General features: G+C 62.6%; 27 protein-coding genes. 17 read left to right on the top strand and 10 right to left on the bottom strand.

The window, feature by feature from the left end:
• Positions 1-4: 4 nt before the first annotated feature.
• Positions 5-295: a hypothetical protein gene (locus HZR20_RS06080; RefSeq protein ID WP_258560368.1), complete on the bottom strand. Its 291-nt coding sequence runs from the start codon at positions 293-295 to the stop codon at positions 5-7.
• Positions 296-567: 272 nt separating this feature from the next.
• On the opposite strand from HZR20_RS06080, the gene purS reads away from it, so the two are divergent.
• Entirely contained in the window at positions 568-819 is a 252-nt protein-coding gene (purS, locus tag HZR20_RS06075) for a phosphoribosylformylglycinamidine synthase subunit PurS (RefSeq protein WP_181685690.1), read from the top strand.
• Complete coding sequence (purQ, locus tag HZR20_RS06070; protein ID WP_181685689.1) at positions 816-1,490, top strand: phosphoribosylformylglycinamidine synthase I; 675 nt, start codon at positions 816-818, stop codon at positions 1,488-1,490. Before purS ends, purQ begins: the two co-directional genes overlap by 4 nt.
• A gap of 4 nt (positions 1,491-1,494) precedes the next feature.
• Here purQ and HZR20_RS06065 read toward each other — a convergent pair whose 3' ends face one another.
• A complete protein-coding gene (locus HZR20_RS06065) occupies positions 1,495-2,571 on the bottom strand; it encodes an archaeosine biosynthesis radical SAM protein RaSEA (RefSeq protein WP_181685688.1) in 1,077 nt (358 codons plus the stop codon).
• 93 nt (positions 2,572-2,664) lie between these two features.
• Between HZR20_RS06065 and HZR20_RS06060 the strand changes: the two genes are divergently transcribed.
• The 6 genes from HZR20_RS06060 (at position 2,665) to HZR20_RS06035 (ending at position 6,311) form a co-directional block, all read left to right on the top strand.
• Complete coding sequence (locus HZR20_RS06060; RefSeq protein ID WP_181685687.1) at positions 2,665-3,210, top strand: mechanosensitive ion channel family protein; 546 nt, start codon at positions 2,665-2,667, stop codon at positions 3,208-3,210.
• A gap of 93 nt (positions 3,211-3,303) precedes the next feature.
• Positions 3,304-4,539: a translation initiation factor IF-2 subunit gamma gene (locus HZR20_RS06055; protein WP_181685686.1), complete on the top strand. Its 1,236-nt coding sequence runs from the start codon at positions 3,304-3,306 to the stop codon at positions 4,537-4,539.
• Complete coding sequence (locus HZR20_RS06050) at positions 4,536-4,910, top strand: PIN domain-containing protein (protein ID WP_181685685.1); 375 nt, start codon at positions 4,536-4,538, stop codon at positions 4,908-4,910. Before HZR20_RS06055 ends, HZR20_RS06050 begins: the two co-directional genes overlap by 4 nt.
• Before the next feature lies 1 nt (position 4,911).
• Positions 4,912-5,484, top strand: a complete 573-nt coding sequence (locus HZR20_RS06045; protein WP_181685684.1) for a DNA-directed RNA polymerase — start codon at positions 4,912-4,914, stop codon at positions 5,482-5,484.
• A complete protein-coding gene (spt4, locus tag HZR20_RS06040) occupies positions 5,484-5,681 on the top strand; it encodes a transcription elongation factor subunit Spt4 (protein WP_181685683.1) in 198 nt (65 codons plus the stop codon). The genes HZR20_RS06045 and spt4 overlap by 1 nt, the downstream gene beginning before the upstream one ends.
• A 132-nt stretch (positions 5,682-5,813) precedes the next feature.
• Positions 5,814-6,311: a GTP-dependent dephospho-CoA kinase family protein gene (locus HZR20_RS06035; protein WP_181685753.1), complete on the top strand. Its 498-nt coding sequence runs from the start codon at positions 5,814-5,816 to the stop codon at positions 6,309-6,311.
• Positions 6,312-6,349: 38 nt separating this feature from the next.
• On the opposite strand, the gene HZR20_RS06030 is transcribed toward HZR20_RS06035, so the two are convergent.
• Positions 6,350-6,652: a hypothetical protein gene (locus tag HZR20_RS06030; RefSeq protein WP_181685682.1), complete on the bottom strand. Its 303-nt coding sequence runs from the start codon at positions 6,650-6,652 to the stop codon at positions 6,350-6,352.
• Between the two features lie 335 nt (positions 6,653-6,987).
• Between HZR20_RS06030 and HZR20_RS06025 the strand changes: the two genes are divergently transcribed.
• Positions 6,988-7,797, top strand: a complete 810-nt coding sequence (locus tag HZR20_RS06025) for an amidohydrolase family protein (RefSeq protein ID WP_181685681.1) — start codon at positions 6,988-6,990, stop codon at positions 7,795-7,797.
• A 36-nt stretch (positions 7,798-7,833) separates the two neighbouring features.
• Here HZR20_RS06025 and HZR20_RS06020 read toward each other — a convergent pair whose 3' ends face one another.
• Positions 7,834-8,736 (bottom strand): glycosyltransferase family 2 protein, encoded by a 903-nt coding sequence (locus HZR20_RS06020; RefSeq protein ID WP_181685680.1) that lies wholly within the window; start codon positions 8,734-8,736, stop codon positions 7,834-7,836.
• 52 nt (positions 8,737-8,788) lie between these two features.
• Positions 8,789-9,493, bottom strand: coding sequence for a class I SAM-dependent methyltransferase (locus HZR20_RS06015; RefSeq protein ID WP_181685679.1), 705 nt, complete (start codon positions 9,491-9,493; stop codon positions 8,789-8,791).
• A 142-nt stretch (positions 9,494-9,635) separates the two neighbouring features.
• Here HZR20_RS06015 and HZR20_RS06010 point away from each other — a divergent pair, with 142 nt between their 5' ends.
• Entirely contained in the window at positions 9,636-9,914 is a 279-nt protein-coding gene (locus HZR20_RS06010) for a helix-turn-helix domain-containing protein (RefSeq protein ID WP_181685678.1), read from the top strand.
• A 64-nt stretch (positions 9,915-9,978) separates the two neighbouring features.
• Positions 9,979-10,635, top strand: coding sequence for a YkgJ family cysteine cluster protein (locus tag HZR20_RS06005; RefSeq protein ID WP_181685677.1), 657 nt, complete (start codon positions 9,979-9,981; stop codon positions 10,633-10,635).
• A 38-nt stretch (positions 10,636-10,673) separates the two neighbouring features.
• Here HZR20_RS06005 and HZR20_RS06000 read toward each other — a convergent pair whose 3' ends face one another.
• Positions 10,674-11,447 (bottom strand): aldo/keto reductase, encoded by a 774-nt coding sequence (locus HZR20_RS06000; protein ID WP_374057584.1) that lies wholly within the window; start codon positions 11,445-11,447, stop codon positions 10,674-10,676.
• Between the two features lie 141 nt (positions 11,448-11,588).
• Between HZR20_RS06000 and HZR20_RS05995 the strand changes: the two genes are divergently transcribed.
• Together HZR20_RS05995 and HZR20_RS05990 are read left to right on the top strand one after the other, a co-directional pair.
• The gene (locus HZR20_RS05995) at positions 11,589-11,987 is read left to right on the top strand and encodes a TRAM domain-containing protein (RefSeq protein WP_181685676.1); all 399 of its coding nucleotides are present in this window, start codon (positions 11,589-11,591) and stop codon (positions 11,985-11,987) included.
• A 156-nt stretch (positions 11,988-12,143) separates the two neighbouring features.
• Positions 12,144-12,392 (top strand): DUF7123 family protein, encoded by a 249-nt coding sequence (locus HZR20_RS05990; RefSeq protein ID WP_181685675.1) that lies wholly within the window; start codon positions 12,144-12,146, stop codon positions 12,390-12,392.
• Positions 12,393-12,400: 8 nt separating this feature from the next.
• On the opposite strand, the gene HZR20_RS05985 is transcribed toward HZR20_RS05990, so the two are convergent.
• Positions 12,401-13,003, bottom strand: coding sequence for a winged helix-turn-helix transcriptional regulator (locus HZR20_RS05985; protein ID WP_181685674.1), 603 nt, complete (start codon positions 13,001-13,003; stop codon positions 12,401-12,403).
• 46 nt (positions 13,004-13,049) lie between these two features.
• A complete protein-coding gene (locus HZR20_RS05980; protein WP_181685673.1) occupies positions 13,050-14,180 on the bottom strand; it encodes an SPFH domain-containing protein in 1,131 nt (376 codons plus the stop codon).
• Positions 14,181-14,343: 163 nt separating this feature from the next.
• On the opposite strand from HZR20_RS05980, the gene HZR20_RS05975 reads away from it, so the two are divergent.
• On the top strand, positions 14,344-15,465 hold the full coding sequence (locus tag HZR20_RS05975) for a 60S ribosomal export protein NMD3 (RefSeq protein ID WP_181685672.1): 1,122 nt from the start codon (positions 14,344-14,346) through the stop codon (positions 15,463-15,465).
• Entirely contained in the window at positions 15,458-16,600 is a 1,143-nt protein-coding gene (locus HZR20_RS05970) for a class I SAM-dependent methyltransferase (protein ID WP_181685671.1), read from the top strand. Before HZR20_RS05975 ends, HZR20_RS05970 begins: the two co-directional genes overlap by 8 nt.
• Before the next feature lie 170 nt (positions 16,601-16,770).
• Here the strand turns inward: HZR20_RS05970 and HZR20_RS05965 are convergent, their stop codons facing one another.
• Positions 16,771-17,592, bottom strand: a complete 822-nt coding sequence (locus HZR20_RS05965) for a purine-nucleoside phosphorylase (protein ID WP_181685670.1) — start codon at positions 17,590-17,592, stop codon at positions 16,771-16,773.
• Positions 17,593-17,745: 153 nt separating this feature from the next.
• On the opposite strand from HZR20_RS05965, the gene HZR20_RS05960 reads away from it, so the two are divergent.
• A complete protein-coding gene (locus tag HZR20_RS05960; RefSeq protein WP_181685669.1) occupies positions 17,746-18,033 on the top strand; it encodes a DUF433 domain-containing protein in 288 nt (95 codons plus the stop codon).
• Positions 18,034-18,543: 510 nt separating this feature from the next.
• On the opposite strand, the gene HZR20_RS05955 is transcribed toward HZR20_RS05960, so the two are convergent.
• Entirely contained in the window at positions 18,544-20,316 is a 1,773-nt protein-coding gene (locus HZR20_RS05955) for a helicase C-terminal domain-containing protein (protein WP_181685668.1), read from the bottom strand.
• A 155-nt stretch (positions 20,317-20,471) separates the two neighbouring features.
• Here HZR20_RS05955 and HZR20_RS05950 point away from each other — a divergent pair, with 155 nt between their 5' ends.
• On the top strand, positions 20,472-21,677 hold the full coding sequence (locus HZR20_RS05950) for a hypothetical protein (protein WP_181685667.1): 1,206 nt from the start codon (positions 20,472-20,474) through the stop codon (positions 21,675-21,677).
• Positions 21,678-21,695 lie beyond the last annotated feature (18 nt).

The raw sequence follows: 21,695 nt of genomic DNA, 5'->3' as shown, positions 1-21,695 counted from the left end.
TGTGTTACCTCTCTGGTTGTGGTTTGTCAGAATCGAGCAACGCGAACAGTCCAAGCCCCACGACCGCCAGCAGCGGCATGGCCAAGACAGCGCCCTCGACGGTGACGGGAACCGTCCCGACCAGCAAGACCGCGACGTGGATGATCGTAAATCCAATCCCGATATGATACATTCGATATTGGGGCTTGTTTGCCCGGTCGGGATGGGCCTCGCCACTCGCCCACGATGCCCCAAGCGCACTGTCCGGATCCGCCCGATCAGCCGAAATAGTGGCTCCGACACGATCAATAAGCATCGTTATCAGTAAAAACAGTCCAAACGCAACCGGGGGAACCAAAAGAAACACAGCCTCCATAATGCCTAAAAATCGCTACGTAGCGCAGATAAAGGTTCCTTCGATTACAAGCATATAGGTTCCCTCAAAGGTAATAGAAGGAGGCCGGCAAAGCGCCCACGAAGTGGAGAGAGCACACGAGCCGTGCGGGAATATTCGCCCGCCACCGATAGCACGGCGATGCCAACGGCGTTCCACAAGAGTTTTCGCGGGTGGCCTCTCCCGTTCAGGCGATGACTGGCTATACGGCGATCGTCACTGTCAGGCTCAAATCGGGAGTCCTCGATCCCGAAGCCGAGACGACCCAGCATGCCCTGGAACGGCTTGGCTTCGAATTGGAGTCATTGCGCTCAGCCGAGCGCTTCGAGATCGATATCGAGGCCGCGGACCACGAAACGGCTCGCGAGCGTACCGAAGCGATGACCGAGCGCCTGCTGGCGAACCCGACGATTCACGACTACGAAATCGACATTGAGCAACGATGACGGTGGCTGTAATCCAGTTCGGTGGGAGTAACTGCGACCGAGACACCGTCCAGGCGCTCGATTCAGTCGGCGTCGAGGCGGAATTGATATGGCACGAAGACGGACTTCCAGCGGGGATCGAAGGGATTGTCCTTCCCGGTGGGTTCTCCTATGGCGACTTCCTCCGTGCAGGCGCGATGGCAGCCCAGTCGCCGATTATGGACGACGTTCGGTCAGCCGCCGACGCGGGAACGCCCGTTCTGGGCATCTGCAATGGGGCCCAGATCGGCTGCGAGGCCTCGTTGACCCCCGGCGCGTTCACGACCAACGAGAGCGATCGATTCCAGTGTGAACACGTCCATCTCCGGGTCGAAAACGCCGACACACCGTGGACGCGAGCCTACGAGGAAGGGGACGTCATCCAGTTGCCCATCGCCCACGGCGAAGGCCGCTTCGAGATAAGCGACGACCGACTCGACACACTCGAAGCCGACGATCGGATCCTGTTCCGGTACTGTGAACCGGATGGGACGGTCACGCCCGAATCGAATCCCAACGGCTCGAAACACAACGTCGCCGGCGTCACAGGTGAGCGCGACTCAGTGGCCGTCATGATGCCCCACCCCGAGCGGATGTCCCTTCCGGATATCGGTCCGACGGACGGTCGCGGCGTGCTGGGCGCATTTGCTTGAGGTCTTACTGCGCCAGCGGCAGCGAGTAACTCCGCTCCCGATCCCGAACCCCGTCCCATGTGCGTTCACACGCACATTCGACCTGTGCGAAGACACTCTCGGCCTGTCGGAGATTGAAATCCTTGATCGCAGTCTGGACGCGATCGTCACACTCCCCACAGTTATGCGGCCCGCGATCGGAACCGTGCCCGACCGGATCGGAGACGACCGTCACGTCCAGATCAGCGGTCTCGCTGAGCACTTCGACGACGCTCCAGAGCCACGGCGGGCGGTATCCGCCATCGAAGTAGAGTTGCTCGACCATCGTGTACCGCTGGACGTTCGTCGGGTTCATCGAAACGGTGTGACAACCGTCGACGGCCCCGCATCGCTCGATAGAGGAGATCATGTCCTCGATCGCCTCGCTTTCACTGAGGAAGGGCGGCTTCATGAGGAGGTATGCCTTCACGCCGGCGTCGGCGGCGAGTGCTTCCTCGCAGGCGGCCTCGAAATCGGCAAAGTCGAAGTACTTGTTGATGCAGTCGTGACGGACCCGATCGGTGGCGGTCTCTAAGCCGATCGCAACGTCGGTCTTCAGGTCCTGTTCGCGGAAATCGGCGATCTTCTCGCGGTCGACGAAGTCGGGCAGGGATTCGACGACAATCCGATCGCGATCGCCAAAGCGCTCGGCAATAGCCCCTCGTGTCTCGGCGGGGACCTCCCGTTCGTCGAGGAAACTGCCCGAAGTGTAGATTTTGACCTGCCGGCAGGTGCCCTCGTGCATCTCTCGTTCTTGCTCTAGGGCAGTGTCGATCTGGGCGAGTAAATCTTCGTGAGCGACCGTCCCGCCCTCGACGCTTTCGGCGACGTACCCACACATCGTACAGCCCCCGGCCCGTGCCCAGCGGCAGCCGCCGGTGTTGAGGACGATCGTCAACGAATCGAGGACGCCGTCTGGCGTGTTGTCCTCGTCGATCCAGACCTTCGTCGGTTCGTCGGGTTCGTATGACGCGTCGTTGCGGGCCCGAATCTCCCGCATCACCTGGTTGTGGGCGTCCATGCCCCGATCGCGCTCGTAGACCTCCGGACTCGGTTGGCTCATTGCACTCGGGTAGCCCCTGGGGGCCTAAAGCCCCTGCGGGCCGGGGGCGATCGTCGCCCTAGCCTTTAGTCGCCGATCGCGCAAGCACGTGGTATGCGTCCACTCTTGCCACTGAACGTCGTCGAGACAACCGTCGAGTCATTCCGGACTGGACTGGTCGAGGCGCTCCCGAAACTCATCGCAGGCATCGTGTTCTTGACCGTGGCCTACGTCGGGATCAAGCTCGCGTTAGGCGTCCTCCGGGGCGTTCTCGAACGGGTGTATCCCGCCGAGCAGGCCCTCATCGTCGACTTCTTCGTCATCGTCGTGGCGGCGTTCATGTGGTTTGGTGCCGCGCTCGTCCTCTTGAATATCGTCGGTCTGGGGGCCGTGGCAGCGAGCCTGGGGACGGCCGCTGGCTTCATCGGTTTGGGCATCTCCTATGCACTATCGAATATGATCGCCGACACCGTCGCCGGCGTCTATCTCCTCCGGGACCCCGATTTCAACCCGGGCGATACGGTCACCGCCGAGTCCGTGACGGGAACCGTCGTCGACATCGGCCTCCGGAAGAGCCGGGTCCGGACCGAGGACGGGCTCGTCGTGCTGGCGAACCGCAACGTCGAGTCTCGCTGGACGCGCCGGACGCCCGAGGAGTGACGCGCCGCTCGTGGCGGACAGTCGGTTCAGCGAGGTGAGAACAGTAAGTTTATCTTCGCCACGGGGGAAGGTTCGGGCACGATTACTGTGGAGATGACGGGAACACACGGACAACCGGAGGTGAACATTGGACTGGTCGGGCACGTCGACCACGGCAAGACCACGTTGGTCGAGGCCCTGAGCGGGGAGTGGACGGACCAACACTCCGAGGAAATGAAACGCGGGATCTCGATCCGGCTCGGGTATGCCGACGCGACGTTCCGGAGCTGTCCGGACTGTGGGCAGCCGGCCGGCTACACCGTCGCCGAGACGTGTCCGGATCACGACGCCGAGACGGACGTACGTCGGACTGTCTCGTTCGTCGACGCGCCGGGCCACGAGACGCTGATGGCGACCATGCTGGCCGGCGCGGCCATCATGGACGGTGCCGTCCTCGTCATCTCAGCGACCGAAGACGTCCCGCAGGCACAGACCGAAGAACACCTGATGGCACTGGACATCATCGGGATCGACAACATCGTCGTCGCCCAGAACAAGGTCGATCTGGTCGATGCCGAGCGCGCCCGCGAGAACTACCAGCAGATTCAGGAGTTCGTCGAAGGGACAGTCGCCGAGGACGCGCCGATCGTCCCGATCAGTGCCGGACAGGGCGTGAACATGGATCTCTTGATCGAGGCTGTCGAGGAAGAGATCCCGACGCCCGACCGCGATCCCGACGCCGATGCCGAGATGCTGGTCGCTCGCAGCTTCGACATCAATCGCCCGGGCACGACGTGGGATTCGCTGATGGGCGGCGTCCTGGGTGGGAGCCTCGTCCAGGGCCGCCTGGGGCCCGACGACGACCTGGAACTGCGACCCGGTCGCGAGGTCGAGGAGGGTGGCCAGTCGGAGTGGCGGCCGGTCACGACCACGGCCCGATCGTTGCAGGCTGGCGGCGAAAGCGTCGAGGAGGTAACGCCAGGCGGCTTACTGGGCGTGGGCACCGGCCTCGATCCGTCCCTCACGAAAGGCGATGCGCTGGCGGGACAGGTCGCTGGCCCGCCCGGAACGCTGCCGCCGGTCCACGACAGCTTCACGATGGACGTCCAGTTGCTCGACCGGATCGTCGGCGAGGAGACCGACGACGTCGAGGAGATTTCGACCGGTGAGCCGCTCATGCTGACGATCGGGACGGCGACGACTGTCGGATCGGTCACGAGCGCCCGCGACGGTGAGGCCGAAGTCGCCCTGAAGCGGCCGGTCTGTGCTCACGATGATTCGACGATCGCGATCAATCGTCGGGTCGGCGCGCGCTGGCGGCTGATCGGCATCGGACGGCTCCGTGGATGACTGCTGTACTGGATACAAACGCCCTGATGATGCCTGTCGAATGTAACGTTCGGGTTTTCGACGAACTCGATCGGCTGCTGGGTGCCGGCGAGCGGCTGGTTCCCCAGGCCGTCGTTGTCGAGCTCGAAGATCTCTCTACAGGTGCGTCCGAAGAAGCCACGGCGGCGAGCGTCGGCCGGGATCTCGTCGATCGCTGTTCGATCCGCGATCACGAGGCTGACTACGCCGACGATGCGGTGCTGGAACTCGCTACCGCCGAGGACGCCTACGCCGTCACCAATGACGGGCCGCTCAAGAAACGGCTGCTCGCCGAAGCTGTTCCAGTAATTGGTTTAAGGGACCGGAACAAACTCGCGATCACTCAACCATAACATGTACAAACGGGTTCGTCTCCGCGATACGGTCGAGGTACCGCCCGAGCATCTGGCGGACGTGACGCCGGAGCTGGTGAAGAAACTACTGCAAGACAAACTAGAGGGCCGCATGGACGAAGACGTCGGCAGCGTCGTGAGCGTGACGGAGGTCCACGATATTGGCGAGGGGGCGGTCGTCCCCAACGAGCCCGGCGTCTACTACGAAGCCGAGTTCGACGCTCTCACGTTCGACCCCCAGATGCAGGAAGTCGTCGACGGCGAGATCGTCGAAGCGGTCAGCTTCGGCGCGTTCGTCGGGATCGGGCCGGTCGACGGCCTGTTGCACGTCTCCCAGATTTCCGACGAGTATCTGGCCTACGACGAGGCAAACCAGACGCTTGCCTCCCGGGACTCCAATCGGTCGATGACGGTCGGTGACAGCGTCCGCGCACGCATCGTCACCAAGTCTATCGACGAACGCAATCCCCGCGATTCGAAGATCGGCCTCACCGCAAAACAGGTGGGGCTGGGCAAGCACGGCTGGCTCGACGAGGAACGCAAGGAACGCGAGAAAGCCGCGGGTGAGGACTAATGGCCGATCGGTACGTCTGTCGGGAGTGCCACCGCGTTCAGGATCAGCCGGAGGTCGAGATCTGCCAGGCCTGTGGATCGAGTTCGCTCACCGAAGACTGGGCTGGGTATGTCGTGATTGCCCATCCCGAAGACAGCGAGATCGCCGAGGAAATGGACGTGGCCGAAGCCGGCAAGTACGCGCTGAAGGTCAGATAGATCGTGACAGAAGACCCATCTACTGACGTGGAAAGCGGTGCAACCACCGACGTCAAGCGCACCGGATCCGATCCGGAAACCGAGATCGTGCTTGACCTTCCAGACGCGTTGCGACCCGAACTCAAGGATTCGATGGGACCTATTTTCGAAGACCCGGCTGCCCTGCTTTCAGTCGCCGGTGAGCCGGTGATTGCCGTCGGCGACATGGTCACGTATCACCTCGTCGAGGCCGGCAGACCGCCAGACGTGGCATTCGTCGACGAGCGGAGCGAGCGAGCGGCAATCGACAACGGTGTCAGAAAGGCTATCGTCGGCAACGGGGACTCGTGGTTCGATCGTCGCTTCGATGTCGCCAATCCCTCAGCGACGCTGACGGCGTCCCTGCTTGAGGCACTCGTCGCAGCGCTCGACGGCGGCCCGCCGACCATTGTGAACGTCTACGGCGAAGAAGATCTAGCAGCACTACCAGCGATTGTGGCCGCGCCGGACGGGGCAAGCGTCGTCTACGGGCAACCCGGAGAAGGAATGGTACATGTCGAGGTGGAGACGGCCGTTCGGGAGCGCTGTCGGTCACTACTCGAGCGGATGCACGGCGATCCCTCGCGGGCACTGGCGATTCTCGCCAACTAAGCCTCTCCACAGACGGCAGGGCTACGCCACCGGTGGTTTCAACCGCCCTGGTGTTGTACCTCGACGGCACAGACACGATCACAGTCACCGGCGATACCGGATGCATCGGCACGGCGATGCTCACTGATTTCGATGGCAACGGGCACCACACGGTCACTCTCGCTCGGAGGGGCCAGCGTGAGTCCGTCTCCAACGACAGTTGCGCAATTGACGTATGCGACGCTGTTTCCGTACGTACACATCGACGATGCCGCGACTGTCGCCAGACTGGCCATCGAGGAAACCATTGCCGGCCACGACCAGTTCTGGACCATCGCCGCGGGCACGATCCGTGGCGACACCGTCCGAGCAGGTCGTTGGCGAATGTTATCCGAAGGCAGACCGGTAGTGCCCCCTTGACACTGAAAACCTCAGTCGCATCGAGAAAGCCCGGACGATGCTTGGCCGGGAACCAGCACACCTTGCGTGACCGCTGAAGGGACAAGCTATCACGAATTCCCGCTGTCACGGAATAGTGAACTCACAACGCAGACCGGACCGAGCAGAGTTTCGATGTCGATGCTATCCCCCGAGTTCGGTGGTCACGAAGCGAAGTAACAGGGCCGACACCAGTAGCTGGTTGAGAGGCCGGTCGGTAGCGATGATTTAATACCCCATCCTGTGGTAGTTCGGGGAGATGCTGGAGTTGGAACACGAGTTCCGGGTGGTCGACGTCCACGCTAGACTCGAACCAGACGCCGACAGCCGATCGGGTGAGGCCGCCGGCAGTCCGGAGCGTCTAGAGCGCGAGATGCACCAGGCAGGGATCGTTCGCTCGCTGGTGTTCCCGGACACCCAGACAGACGACTATCTGAAGGCCAACAACGCGATCGCCAGGATGAGCGTCGGGCGCCCGTTCGTGGCCGTCGCCCGCATCAACGGGCCGCGGGACCCAGGCGAGGGACCGGGATCACGCCTGCGAAATCTCACTGCGAGCCGCGAAGACGAACACACGTCACCCGATGACATCGAACAGTACGCCTACGACGACCGATTTGTCGGATTCAAACTCCATCCCGAAAAAGACGGCCTCCCCGACGAACCCGTCTTCGAAGCACTCGAAGATGCGGGCCTTCCGCTGATCGTCCACGGCGGCGATTCCTTCCCCCCGGCATCCATCGAAGAGACAATTCTGTCTTATGACATACCGACGATCGTCGCCCACTTCGGCGGCTACCCGCTTCGACGAGACCGCATGGACGAGGCGATCGCACTGCTCGACCGGAACGATAAGTGCTATCTGGACACGAGTTTCGTCCGATTCCGGGAGCCGATCGAGCGTGCGCTTCGGGAACACCCGGACCGAATCATGTTCGGGAGTGGTGCGCCGTGTGCGCATCCAACCGTGGCGATCATGGAGATACTGACACTCGACGTGCCCGAGGACGCGATGGTGAAAGTGCTCTCGAAAAATCCGAGCCGCGTCGTCGACGCACTGGCGCGGTGAGGGTCGGCGACACCTTCGAGTCTCCGATCGCGTTCGTCACCTGGCGTCGTAATCGGCGACAACCCGGTTACGGTTTACCGACCGCCCGTGTGGATTACGCCGGGGCGTGCGATCTCTGGCCCGGGCTACCAGTCCGTCTTTGAACCCGGTAGCGACGCCAACGAGGACATCACGCCCACTGCCGAGCCACGCCGAAGCACGACGCTCACCGTCGAGAAGGTCCCGGAACGTGTCGAGGGCATCGCCAACGGCGTGGCGGCCGAGGCGACCCACGATCGAGGGGCGGGCCCCGTAGTTTTTCGCGAGGCGATAGGCGAGCGAGCGGTACTTCCAGCCCCAGTCCGCGTCCGGGCTGCCGCCATCAGCGCCGACTAGTTCCTCGACGGCCATCCGACGTTCGAAGGTTACATCTCGATCCATCCCGGCGATGCGGTGTGAGAGATCCCGTGCGCCACCAACCGCCAGATATTCGTCGAATCCGTCGAGGTCGTCGATCAATTTCCGCGTGACAGCCAGATTTCCGGGGTTGACGTACGTGATTGAGCGGCCACTGATGGTGCGTGTTTCGGCATCTTCAGTCGTCTTTCCGGCCCGGACCGGCCGATGGGTCGGCCCGGTGACGACAGGTGCACGCTGGAAGCCAGATTCGAGGGCATCCAACCAGGAACCGGTCAGCGACAGTCCCTGGTTGAGAAGGATAATGGCGTCCCCCGAGGCGTACTCGATCCCAACGTTCCGTGCGGCGTTGACCGACCGGTCCGCAATTTCGACGAGGCTATCGACATCGTCACGCTCGCGAACCATACCTGTCGTGCCGTCCGTCGAGGGTCCGTTGACGACGATTACCTCGGCATCGGGCGCGTTGGCGGACAGCGATTCGAGCGTTGCCGCCAGTTGTTCGCGCCCATTGAGCGTCGGGACGACCACGGACAGGTCCATAGTACGCTATAGCGCTATGGACGACTAAAAACGTCGCGGGATTGGTTCGCGTTCAGACCCGACACTCCCAGTAAGACACTGACGACAGTCGATCGCCACCCGGGATCGCACTGACTGCCCGATCGACGCTCCGGAACGCCGACGCGAGCCCGTCCGGGATCGCCCGATAGAACCCATACGGCACGATGAAATCGTGATTGGCTCCGACGAGTTCGAGGTCAGCCTCGTCGAGCAAGCTGTTGACTTCCCAGCGGGAGTACAGCCGCGATCCCATTGGGAGCGCCCAGTTGTAGATCGATCGAGCGCTAAAGCGATTGAACGTATCGAAGAAGACGATGTCTTTCGAAACGCGACGCATCTCCTCGAGATACGCGACCGGCGTATCGGCAAGGTGGAAAAACCGCATCGCCAGCACGGCATCAAAGTGATCGTCGGGGAACGGCAGTCGCCCGGCGTCGCCCCGGAAAAACTGGAGATGCTCATCGACGCCGGCCGCGCGGGCCTTCTCCCGGCCTTGCTGGAGCATCGGCGTCGAGATGTCCAGCCCAACGACGTCAGCTCCGCGTTCGGCGAGCATGACGGTAAACCGGCCGGTCCCGCAGGCAATCTCAAGGACCCGCTTGTCCTCGACTGGGCCGATCGCTTCGAGTACCGCTCGCTTCTCGCGGCGATCGATAAGCCGGCCGCCACCTGAGAATCGCTTGTCCTCGTAGGCCTCGGCGATCTCGTCGGCCTGGTACCACTCCTGTCCTTTCACGCTACTCCGTGTTCATCTCGGGGTGACTAAAACGGTATTGATCGCTATCGCCCTCGACCGGCCGGATATCCTTAAACAAATTAAGGAATTATGTCCTCCATATAGACAAACTTTACCAGTACCTCGCGGTGACGTGGTAGACATGAGCACGACAGTTGAAGACGGGTCCCGGACGGAAGTCGTCCTCACGGCCACGGAGTTCCGTGAGCGCCTGCGCGAGTTGCCACCCAGTGCGAAGTTGGTCGCGAAAGTTCTGGAGATGGATCAGCCCCTTTCCCAGGGTCAACTTGCGGAGGAGTCATTGCTGCCGGATCGGACTGTCCGGTACGCGTTGAACCGTCTGGAGGATGCCAACCTCGTCGACGCCCGATACAGTTTCCGGGACGCTCGCAAGCAGGTCTACTACCTGACCAGCGAGTGAGTACGCCAAGTACAGTTTGATCGCGGCCCGACGCGTTTTTCTCTGCTGATCAGGTAGCGGGTGTATGGATCTCGAAGCTGAATTGGCCGCCGCCCGCGAGTTGGACGTGGCGGTGATTGCCGACGCGATTGCCCGAATCGGTTTCGAGTGTACGCGCTGTGGGCACTGCTGTCGCGGGATGGACGAGGAGCACACGGCGACGGTCTTTCCCGATGAAGTGCGGGCGATTCAAGATTCCGGTGAGTACGACTGGCGAGATGTCGCCCGACCGATGCCCTTCGGACTCACGGACGACGACCACGACCCGAGCGGCGAGACGTTCGAGTGGGCGCTCCAGACCGACGACTGCCGTGACTGTACGTTCTACGACGTCGACGGCGAGGCGTGTTCGATCTACGACGATCGGCCACTCATCTGTGAAACCTACCCGTTCAGCATCGCTCTCGGCGAGGACGGTGCCGGCACGAGCGAACCGATGGGCAGCGTCGTCGATAGTGACGGCCCAGTCCGCGCTCACGAGTGTGAGGGGCTCGGGCGGGACATCTCCCAGGACGAAGCCCGGGAACTGGCGGCAACGCTCAAGGAACGGGCGATTCGGGAACTCGAGGAAGCCATCGCGGTGCGGGACAACTACGAACCGGTCGACGCTGATGGCGTGGTCGTCCACGATTCGGAGGGCCAGAAGCGACCGGACGGAACATCACTGGCAGATCAGCAGTAGTCGCCGTCACTGGACGCCGACCCCTCTTCAAACGTCTCTCATTCCGGGAAGATTTCGTCCTCGCGTTCGATGTCATCGACGGCGGCGTGGTCTTCGGGATCGAGCGTCAGGTCGGCGGCGTCGCGGTTCGCACGCAGGTGCGCCTCGCTGCTGGCTTTCGGGATCGCGATGAGGTTGTCCTTGGCCGTTAGCCAGGCCAGACAGACTGCCTGGGGCGTCACGTCGTGCTTCTCGGCAATCTCGACGACTTCGGGGATGTCACCCGCCCGGCCGTTGGCCAGCGGCGAGTACGCCACGAGATAGGAGTCGTGGGCCTGGGCGTCCGCGAGGGCATCGGTCGGCTGGTAGAGCGGGTGGTACTCGACCTGGTTGGCGAAGATCGGTGCTTCGAGGTGGTCCCGTGCGGTTTCGAGTTGGTCGACCGTGAAATTCGAGACGCCGACGTGTTCGATCTCGCCACGCTCCCGGAGTTCGTCGAAGGCTGGCAACGTCTCGGCGGGGTCGTAGTCGCCACGGGGCCGGTGGACGTACAGCAGATCGGCGTACTCCAGTCCGAGCCGGTCCAGACTCGCTGCCGTCGATTTCTCGACGTTTTGTGGCGCAAGCTTGTCGATCCACACCTTCGTCGCTACGAACAGCTCGTCCCGGTCGAGTGTCGAGCGCTCGATACCCTGGCCGACGACCGCCTCGTTGTCGTAAATCTGGGCTGTATCGAGGTGGCGATAGCCGAGATCGATCGCCGTCTCGATCGTCGGGGGGTCGTCGATACCCATCGTCCCGAGGCCAACTGTCTGGCGTTCGTCCATGCTCATACGTCGTCGAGTCGTCCCAAAAGTGCACCGACAGGTTCGGGAACGATGCGGTCTCGACGCAGTCTATTCATCTCCCAGACGGAGCGGGCCGTCGTCAAGTTCTTTAGGGAGGCCGCCGACGCCGCGAACGGAGGATTGACTGTGGAAATCTCAGAGAAGCTCTTGTGTCTGTTCAGTGCAGAAGTGACGGCCGAAGACGACCGCTACGTCGTCGAAGTCCCTCGCCGAGAAATCGAGACTGGCTCGATCGAGCCCGGGGACACCTACCGGGTTGCGGTCATCTCCGGCGACGCGGAACCGGCCGAAGAACAGCCGACCAGTGAGGGGCCACCCTCGGAGCCCCAGCCACCGGTCGAGAACGGCGAAATCAGGTACGTCGAGATCGAAGATATCGGCAAGCAAGGCGACGGCATCGCCCGCGTAGAGCGTGGCTATGTCATCATCGTCCCCGGTGCTAACGTCGGTGATCGTGTCAAAGTCGAGGTCACCGAAGTCAAGTCGAACTTCGCCGTCGGCGAGATCATCGAAGAAGACATCTAGGCCCTCCTCCTGTTTTCCCGCCTGTACCAGACGGCCCCGAGCCACGGGTCTCTCACCCCCGGTGACCGCAATATCGTCGGCCAAGATCGACAGACGGCGATCGCTTTAACCGACTGTACCAAATCCCCTAAACCGTTCTCGACCAGAGTGATAGATATGAGTGTCCGAACCGTCGGTGACAACGAAACGCAGCCGCTCTCGAAAAAGCAGCGCCGAATCCTCGAGTATCTTCGTAGTAACGCCGACGACCAGACGTACTTCAAATCGCGCCTCATCGGCGAGGAACTCGGTTTATCGGCCAAGGAAGTTGGGACGAACATGACGGCAATCGCGGACGGCAACTTCGATATTTCCGTCGAGAAGTGGGGGTACTCTTCGTCGACGACCTGGATGGTCGACGCCTGAAGCTGTCGTTATTTCTTGTACGTGATATGCTCGTCGGCAGCGGCGGCAAAGGCGATCGCGTCCGGGCCGAACGAGTCCGCGTATTGGACGACGAGTAACAGTAACGTCTCCGGGTTTCGGAGTTCGTAGCCGTCTTCCCGCGTCAGGAGGCCGGCGTCTTCGAGTCGTCCTGCATATTTGCTGACGGTCGGGTTCGAGACGTCAAGGCGATCGGCAACCTCGCTCGCGGTCGCATCTGGTCGTTCGAGGAGGGTGACGATCATACCCCTGGGCGTCTCACGACGGAGATACCCGAGGGCAGTCCGCTCGAAGGCCTCAAAGCGGTCGGCCGGGAAGAACCGTCGATACTCTCCGTCGCGCTCGCTCTCGATGGTCTCTTTGGTGAGTAACTGGCGAAGGTGGTGCTGGGTTTCGCCCGTCCCGAGTTGCAAGTCATCGCGGATCTTCGAGAAGTGTGCCCCGGGTGTCCGCGAGAGATACCCGGCGATGGCGTCCGGCGCGGTGCTGTCGCTCCCTGAATCAGCGAGGGCAACGAGCGGGCTGGCGGCCCCCAGTGCCGCGAACCGACGGAGCGTCGCCCGTTTGCTCTCATCGACTGGCTCCTCACCCATTAGGCGAGAACACGGTACCGAGTGACAAAACGGCTTCGCCTCTCTGTCAGTTCTCCTCGCCCTCCAGGTCGGCGTCCATCTCTTCGATCACGTCGTCGGGGTTCTTGATATCGGCCGTTTCCGCCCCGGACTTGACTGCTTGGGCTTGCTCTTCCATCTCCTCGACGTCGACCTCGGCTTCCTGGTCGATCTGGCCGAGGATCTTCTCGATGTCGTCCAGGCCGAGCATCTCGCGGGTCTCCTCGTCGAAGTCGAGCCCTTCGAGAATCTCGCCGTCGGTCCGGGTGTCCGAACCGGTCAGGTGCTTGCCGTATCGACCGACAAGTGACGTCAGTTCCTGTGGCAGGACGAACTTCGTCGACTCGCCCTTGCCGATCTCCTCAAGGGTTTCCATCCCGCGCTCGATGACTGCTCGTTCGCCCATCGCCTCGGCGGACTTTGCGCGGAGGACGGTCGAGATGGCGTCACCCTGCGCTTCGAGGATCTGGCTCTGCTTTTCACCCTGGGCGCGGATGATGTTCGATTGCTTCTCACCCTGGGCCTCCTCGACGGCGGAGCGACGTTCACCCTGGGCTTCCAGAATCATGGCACGGCGGCGGCGCTCGGCGGATGTCTGCTGTTCCATGGCCTGCTGGACGTCTTTGCTCGGGTTGACTTCCCGGACCTCTACGCTCTCGACGCGGATCCCCCACTCGTCTGTGGGCTCGTCGAGTTCACGGCGGATCTTGGCGTTGATCTCCTGGCGCTTGTTGAGCGTGTCGTCCAGTTCCATGTCGCCCAGTACGGCCCGTAGCGTCGTCTGGGCGAGGTTCGAGACGGCCCGCTTGTAGTCGTCGACTTCGAGGTAGGCCTTCTTGGCGTCCATTACCTTGATGTAGACGACGGCGTCGGCGGTGACCGGTGAGTTGTCCCGCGTGATCGCTTCCTGACGCGGGACGTCTAAAGTCTGTGTCCGCATGTCGAAAGTGTGAGTTGCCGAGACGAACGGCGGCACGAACGCGATCCCGGGTTCGAGGAGTTTCCGAAACTCCCCGAGGACCGTCAGGGCCTTCTTCTCGGTCGCGTCGGTGATGACGACCATCTGCCAGACGGTTACCACGGCGATGGCCAACAGTATCAACCCGACAATGGGGACGATTCCTGCGTCCCCGAGTTGGAGGGGAATAATTGGTAGCATACGGGTTGACTTTGCCCGAGCGCACCAAAAGTGTTGGCCTCACAACTGAAGCGGAACTGATCGAGTTCTTTCGTGACACTGCCAGTCGGTCCATCGGGTAGGTTTGAGTCGTGAGCGGGCGATAACGCGTCGCTTTTACAGAGCTGGGACCTACGTCCGTCCAATGACGCGATCGGGTGCGTTCTGTCCGCGCTGTGGCGATCCTATCGAGAGTGATCCAGGCGACCGGCCGACCCATCCGGAGGCCCGTGATCCCGACAGCGTGCTCTGTGATAGTTGCTACTTCGAGGAATTCGATCTGGTGGACGCGCCCGACCGGATCGAGGTGCGAGTCTGCTCCCAGTGTGGGGCGGTCCACCGAGGGAATCGGTGGGTGGACGTGGGCGCGGAGGACTACACTGACGTCGCCGTCGACGTGACTAGCGAGGCCCTCGGCGTGCACATGCAGGCGACGGACGTCTCCTGGCAGGTCGCGCCCGAACAGGTCGACCGAAACACGATCCGCATGCACTGTACGTTCACGGGCGTCGTCCGCGGCACGCCTGTCACCGAAGAAGTCGTCGTCCCCGTCAAGATCTCTCGGGAGACGTGCCAGCGGTGTGGCCGGATCGCCGGTGGCTCTTTCGCCAGCGTCGTCCAGATCCGGGCCGTCGATCGAACGCCGACTGACGAGGAGGAAGAACGCGCGGAGGAAATCGCGCGCGAGATCGTCGCCGAGATGGAGGCAACGGGTGACCGCGACGCGTTCGTCACCGACGTCGGGTCGGTTGAGGGGGGACTGAATATCAAAGTCTCGACGACGAAGATCGGGCTCAAGATCGCCCAGCGCCTCGTGGGGGAGTTCGGCGGCTCCTTTTCGGATTCGGAACGACTCATCACCGAAGATGAGGACGGCGAGAAGGTCTACCGGGTTACCTATGCGGTCCGGCTGCCCCCCTATTCGCCGGGCGAAATCATCGATCCCGAGGACGGTGACGGGCCGGTCCTGGTCAGGAGCGTTCAGGGAAACCTCAAGGGGACGCGGCTGGCCACCGGCGAGGACTACGAGGCGAGTTTCGAGGACGGTGACGCGCCGGACGCGACGCGGCTGGGCGACCGGACCGACGGCGTCCAGACGACGCTCGTGGCGATCGAGGACGACCACGCCGTCCAGGTGCTCGACCCCGACACCTACGAGACGAAATCGATCCCGCGACCGGACCACCTCGACGAAGATGCCGACGAAGTCCCCGTGTTGAAGTCACGGGCTGGACTGTACGTCCTGCCGGAGGGCGAGGATGAGTGACCCGCCAGCAGCAGACCGTACCCACACGGACAGTGCCGACGATCCGGGTGAGGCCGACACAATCGAGGCCATCAGTGCCGAGGGCGATCTGGCCGTCGTCGTCGATCGACCACGTGCCCAACACGCTATCGACGCTCTCCAGGACGCGGGCGTCTACGATGCCGACCGGCACGTCCGGGCCTACGGCGACAGCGGTGTTTCGATCCCGGTGACGACGGTGCCAGAGACTGTCGCGTTTCACGACGTCGTCCGGCAGGTCGGCGACCCCCGCCTGCGGACCCTCGACGATCACCTCCGTGAGCAAGGCTGGTCCGACGACGAAATCGCCCGGGCACCGTCGTCGTGGGCCGTGATCGGTAGCGTCGTCCTCGTCGACATTGCGGAGGCACCTCGCCCGCACGAAATCGGCGAGGCGTTGCTCTCGATCCACGGCGAGGCTGATACCGTCCTCGATCGCGGTGGGATCACCGGCGAACATCGCGAACCCGACGTCGACGTGATCGCCGGCGAGGGTGACACGGAGACGATTCACACCGAGCACGGCACGCGCTACGCCCTCGATCTCAGCGAGGTCATGTTCTCGCCCGGGAACAAGGAAGAACGTGCCCGAATGGGCCGCGTCGTCGGGGGGAACGAGACGACGGACAGAGCGAGCAGTGCAACCGCGAGCAGGGCGGTCGAGGATAACGAGACTGTCCTCGACATGTTCGCCGGGATCGGCTACTTCACGCTCCCGATGGCTCGGGCGGGCGCGGACGTGACCGCCGTCGAACGTAATCCAACCGCCTTCCAGTATCTGCTCGAGAACGCCCGGCTCAACGATGTGACCGACCGCCTTCGGCCGTACCGGGCGGATTGCCGGGACGTGGTCGGCGGCGTCGAGGCCGAGCGCGTCGTCATGGGCTATTATGACGCCTACGAGTATCTCGACAGCGCGCTCGACGCACTCGAACCCGGTGGCGTCGTCCACCTTCACGAAGCTACGCCCGAGGCGCTGGTCTTCGAGCGGCCGATCGATCGCCTGCGGAGGGCAGCAGCCGAACGCGGCCGGGCCGTCGAGATCCTCGACACCCACGAAATAAAGACCTACAGCGAGGGTGTCGTCCACGTCGTGATCGACGCGCGAGTCGACTGACAGGCTGGCAGCGAGGATAACACCTTTCTCTGCGGGGTGACGACTGGCAGGTATGGACCGTCAGCAACTTATCGCGATACTCCTGGTCGTGTTGATGATCGGATCGTCAGTCGGCTACGCTGCCATCAGTATCATCTGAAGAGAACTGTATCTACGCCACGACGCAGACGTTACGCGTCGATTCGTTCTAAGAGCGTCCCAACGTACGTCCGAAGGTCGTCCTCGATCTCGTCGATCGTGGCAACGACTTCATCGTGGGAAAGTGGATCGCCGACGACCCCGGCGGCGTAGTTCGTAATGGTGGACATCCCAACGACATCCATCCCCACCTGGTTGGCGACGATCGTCTCCGGTACCGTCGACATGCCGACGGCGTCCGCACCGAGCGTATCGAGCATTTCTATCTCGGCCGGCGTCTCGTAACTGGGCCCCATCATGCCCGCATAGACGCCACCGTCGTGGATCGTCAGATCGGAGTCAGCGGCCAGGTCGCGGGCCTCTGCGAGTAGGTCCGGACTGTAGGCGTTGGTCAGGTCCGGGAACATCGGGCCGTCACCCAATCCAGCACGGCCAAGCAGTGGGTTCGTCCCCATCATGTTGAGGTGATCCTCGATGAGCATCACATCGCCCGGCTCGAAGTCGGCGTTGACCCCGCCGGCGGCGTTCGTGATGACGAGCCGTTCACAGCCGAGTTGTCCGAGCGTCTGGATCGGGGCCACGATCGGAGCCATGTCACCGGACTCGTAGTAGTGGACGCGGCCGTCCATCGCCAAGACGTTGACGTCGCCAACTGTCCCGACGACGAACCGGCCCACGTGCCCTTCGACGGTCGAGGCCTCGAGTGTCGGGACCTCCTCGTAGGGGATCGATAGCGAAATGTCCATCTCCGCGGTCATGCCACCGAGTCCAGACCCGAGCACCATCGCGGTCTCGGGCGTCGATAGGTCGTTTGCCTGGAGTTGTTCTTCGAGGTAGTCGACCGGTTCCGTCATACGTCCTTTTATACTGGTTCGGTATAAAAAGGGTGTGGTCATGGATCAGCATCCGGTTCGGGAACGGGCGCTCACGAACGGGAGTGGAGTCGATTGAGACAGGGGCGAGGATCTCCCGCAGATTGAACTAGCTGAGAGAGGCACTCTGCATAGATGTCCCAACAGAGCGCTCGAATCGTTCGAGATCTCCTTGACGAGCCCCACATCCAGGACCGGCCCATCCCGGTCCTTACCATTATCGAGCGCGTTGAGGGGCGAGGGCTGGATCCGCAGACTGTCGCGGATCGGCATGATCTCGATGTCGGTGACGTGTACGCCGCGGTGCTGTACTACCACGAACGTCCCCGAGAGTTCGAGGAACCCGGGCGCGAGCGCGAGGCGATCATGGACGAGATTGAGCGTGATATCAACCGGGCGGAAGACGTCACAGCCACAGAGTAAACGATGCGCTGGGCGTTCCTTGTCGATTCAAATTTGGAGCCAAGATCGCTGAGATCATTCGCTTCGAAGGCTATCGGGCCAAACACTCCGATCAGAATCTCGGTCCCGCTGCTGACGTCGAGGCCGACATCCTCCCGTACGTTCGCGACGACGAGCCGGACTGTCTCGGTGCGCTCGTCAAGATTGGGAGTCGTACCGATGATACAGAGAGATACTGTTGGCTGGAACGCCGATATCACAATCAGTCCAACATACATGGAAAACCCGTGCTAGGGGCAGAAAACAGCGTAGCAAAGGTTTGACTGTCGCTAAAACCAAATTGAATTGTAGCACATACCGCCAAATCTACAGTTCATTTGTCGAGATTGTTCGGCCCCGTTGATCACTATGCACCACCCAGACACGTGAGTGAGAACGTTCACGTGTGAGTGGGCGTTTACCGGCGCTGTCCTCAGGCTGAGATGCAACGTGTTGATGCAGCTGACCCGTCACTCTAACTCCGCCAGGCGACTATTCCGTGTCCCAGACGTCCGCGACGGGATTCGAGCCGGATCGTGAGCGCCGGGAGCTACGTGAGTTCGATCGGCGGGAGTCGCTCGCCTCGGACTTCCCGGCAGGGCTACTCGACCCTCTGGCCGACAGTCCGGCCAGTGCCGCCCCGGGATCGGGCTCCGGCAGGTCGGGTCGCTCCATCCGGTCGACCTGCTCTTTGAACCACTCTGGCATGTCCCCGCGAGCGCGTTCGAAGCAGTCAGTCAGGCTCACGTCGGCGAGATACGTCGCACCGTGGTCGTCCGGCGAGCGGACGATCCGCCCGCAGGCCTGGATCATCGTCCGAAGAGTCGTCCGGTAGTACCAGCCCCAGTCGCCGTCCTCCAGCCGGCGGGCCACCCGCGAGTCTCGCGTGTTCGGATACGGCGCTTTACAGAGCAGTTGCCACCGACAGAGATCACCCGCCAGATCCAGCGCCTCTTCCATCTTCACCGAGAGAAAGACCGTCGGCTCGTCGCTGCGCTTCCAAGCGGCCAGCTGGCCGTCGCGATCCTCGCTGTCGTGCGTTCGGAGCCGATCGCCAACGCCCCAGTCCGTGAGGGTGTCGGCGAGTGCATCCTGAATCGCATAGGAGTGACAGTGCACCAGCCCGGCCTCGTCGGGATGGCGCGCCATCAACGAGACGAGTGTCTCGGCAACCTTCGGCAACGTCGTCTCGCGCTCGTCGTAGGTCATCTTGCCCTGTGTGACGTCGTAGAGTGGGCGGTTCTCGACCGGGAACGTGTGATCAAGCGAGACCAGCGCCACGCGGTCGGGATCGAGCCCCACGCTGGCACAGAAGGCGTCTTTGTTCAGGATCGTCGCCGACAGCAGCGCGAACTTGTTGCCCCGATCCCAGACGGTGTGGGCCAGGTATCGCTCTGGATTGAGCGGCTTGATGGTGACGCGTGTCCCATCGCCGTCCGGCTGGTCGAGGACCCAAGTTGTGGAGCTTTCGGGGTCGCTGTACACCTCACGGAACCACGCCAGATCCGACTGGAGTTCCGTGAGTCGATCGCGCTCCTGGGCCTCGTCAGGGTCGAGTTCGGCTTGGGAGCGGAGATCAGTCAGGCGTCGGTCGCACGTCCGGGCCAGTCCGGCAGCGTAGTCGGCCGCCGCGTCGAGATCGTCGATCGCTGGCGGCGGTCGCTCGTCGAACACCGGCACTGTGTCGGGCGACAGTTCGATGCTCGCATACATTTCGGCCCACTCGCCCAGGCCGTGGGCCTCGTCGATGACGACGACATCGCGTTTCCCAAAGACATCCGAGCCAGCCGTCTGCATGAAGTAGGCAAGCGTCATCGCTGCGATCGACTGGTTGGCCGCAATCTCCCGGTCCGAGAAGTACGGACACCGGTGTTTGACCTCGCAGTCGAATTCCCGCTCGCGGACGCACGGCGCGCCGTTGACGGGTGTATCGGTCTCGCCTGGCAGAATACACTTGTAATTTGACTTGCCGCGAACGATCGCCAGATCCGAAAGCAATGGATCGGCCGCGACGTCATCTAGCTGGGAAACCTGTGGCGTCGTGTAGTAGGCACCGATCGCCTCGGTTGTGCTAGCTTGGCTGCCCGGGCGAGCACAGCCAGCGATCGCGCGGGCAAGCAGAGACTTGCCGCTGCCGGTCGGTGCGCGAACGAGTACGATATCCTTGCCGCTGTCGAACGCGTCGCGAATTCGATCGAGGGCGACAGCCTGATTGCCCCGGTATTCGGGAGCAGGAAAGGCATCGACAATGCGGGACGGATCCACGATAGTGGTCAATCCGTGATTAGGGTTAACCCTACCGATCGGACGTACGATCGCCCCGCCAGTGGGCCGGGTACCGAACAAACCGCACTGCTGTCGCCGGTTCTACGTTGGCCGCCTCCAAAAGTTTCACTTTCGTGGGGGTTGGGGAAGTACATATGTGCGGGTGGAGACGTCGGGACGTACTCCGGGGCGTTGGGTTGGCCAGCGTCGCGGGAACGCCACTACTTGGCGGCTGTCTGGATGGGGGGCTCTCGGGAGTTATGGGATCGAACTCACTCTCGTGGGTCCCGTCGCCGGACGCGCTGGGGACCATCGAGCAGTTCAATCTCTTGATGATGACGCCAACAGCGTTGGAGCGCTCTGGAGCCGCCCCTTCGGACGTTCAGGACGACTTCTCCGCGAGTCTCGCCCGTGCTGTCGACATCCTCGATATCTCGTTTACGGATCTGTCCGGCGTCTACCGGATCGGTCACTTCGCCGCTGTCCTCGAATATTCCGTTGCAGCCCAGCGAGCCAAAGAGAACCTCCGCGCCGCGGGATTTCAGGCGGCGGGCGAGTACGAGGGGTACGGCCTGTACGCGTCTACGGATGATAGCACGCACGTCGCAGTTTCAGACGAGGCGATCGTGTTCGGACCTGGCGGTGCCGATGGGAGCGGCGTCGTCGAAACAGTGATCGACGCGAAGGACGGTGACCGACCGCGCTATCGTTCGGCCGACGAGGCGTTCGCTGATCTGACGAAGGTACTGGGCGATGGCGATATCATCGTCGGACAGACTGGCGGGGCAAAAGTTCCACGTTCGAACGTCCAGGCGACGGGCGCAGCCTGGCGGTTCGACCAGCAGCTGGCAAAAGTCACGTTTGCGTTCGTCTTCCCGCCGGGTTCGAACGTGCCGACCGACGAGATCGAACGGCTGGCCAACGCCGGGACACTCTCCGAATACGACGGCGTCGACATCGGACAGCGAGGGCGCGTCGGCGTTGTCACAGCGACGATATCGGCACTCACGCGCGACACACTGACGCCACTCCCTGCCCTCGAACACGCGCTACAGACGACGCCCACGGTGAACTTCAAGGCAACCTACGGGCCCGACAAGCGGGCGGCCACGATCGTTCACGCCGGGGGCGATGCGATCCCAGGAACGCGACTCTATCTGTGCGGGGAGGGATTCCGGGCTGACACGTCACTCGACCAGGACGACCCAGGCCGCTGGGCGGGCGGGACATCGGGTTCGATGAGTGCAGTCGCGCCCGGCGATACAGTCACAGTTGCCGTCAAACCAGGGGCGAGGCTCCAGCTCCAGTATCATCCGGTCTGCGAACGAGAGGGGCGGACGCTCGCGACCTTCGAGGTCTGAGCGCTCAGGAGTTGGCTC

The sequence above is a fragment of the Halorhabdus salina genome (assembly GCF_013839425.1).
Taxonomy (GTDB): Archaea; Halobacteriota; Halobacteria; order Halobacteriales; family Haloarculaceae; genus Halorhabdus; species Halorhabdus salina.
The sequence above is the reverse complement of the archived record's forward strand: the minus strand, read 5'-3'. Positions and strand labels throughout refer to the sequence as shown.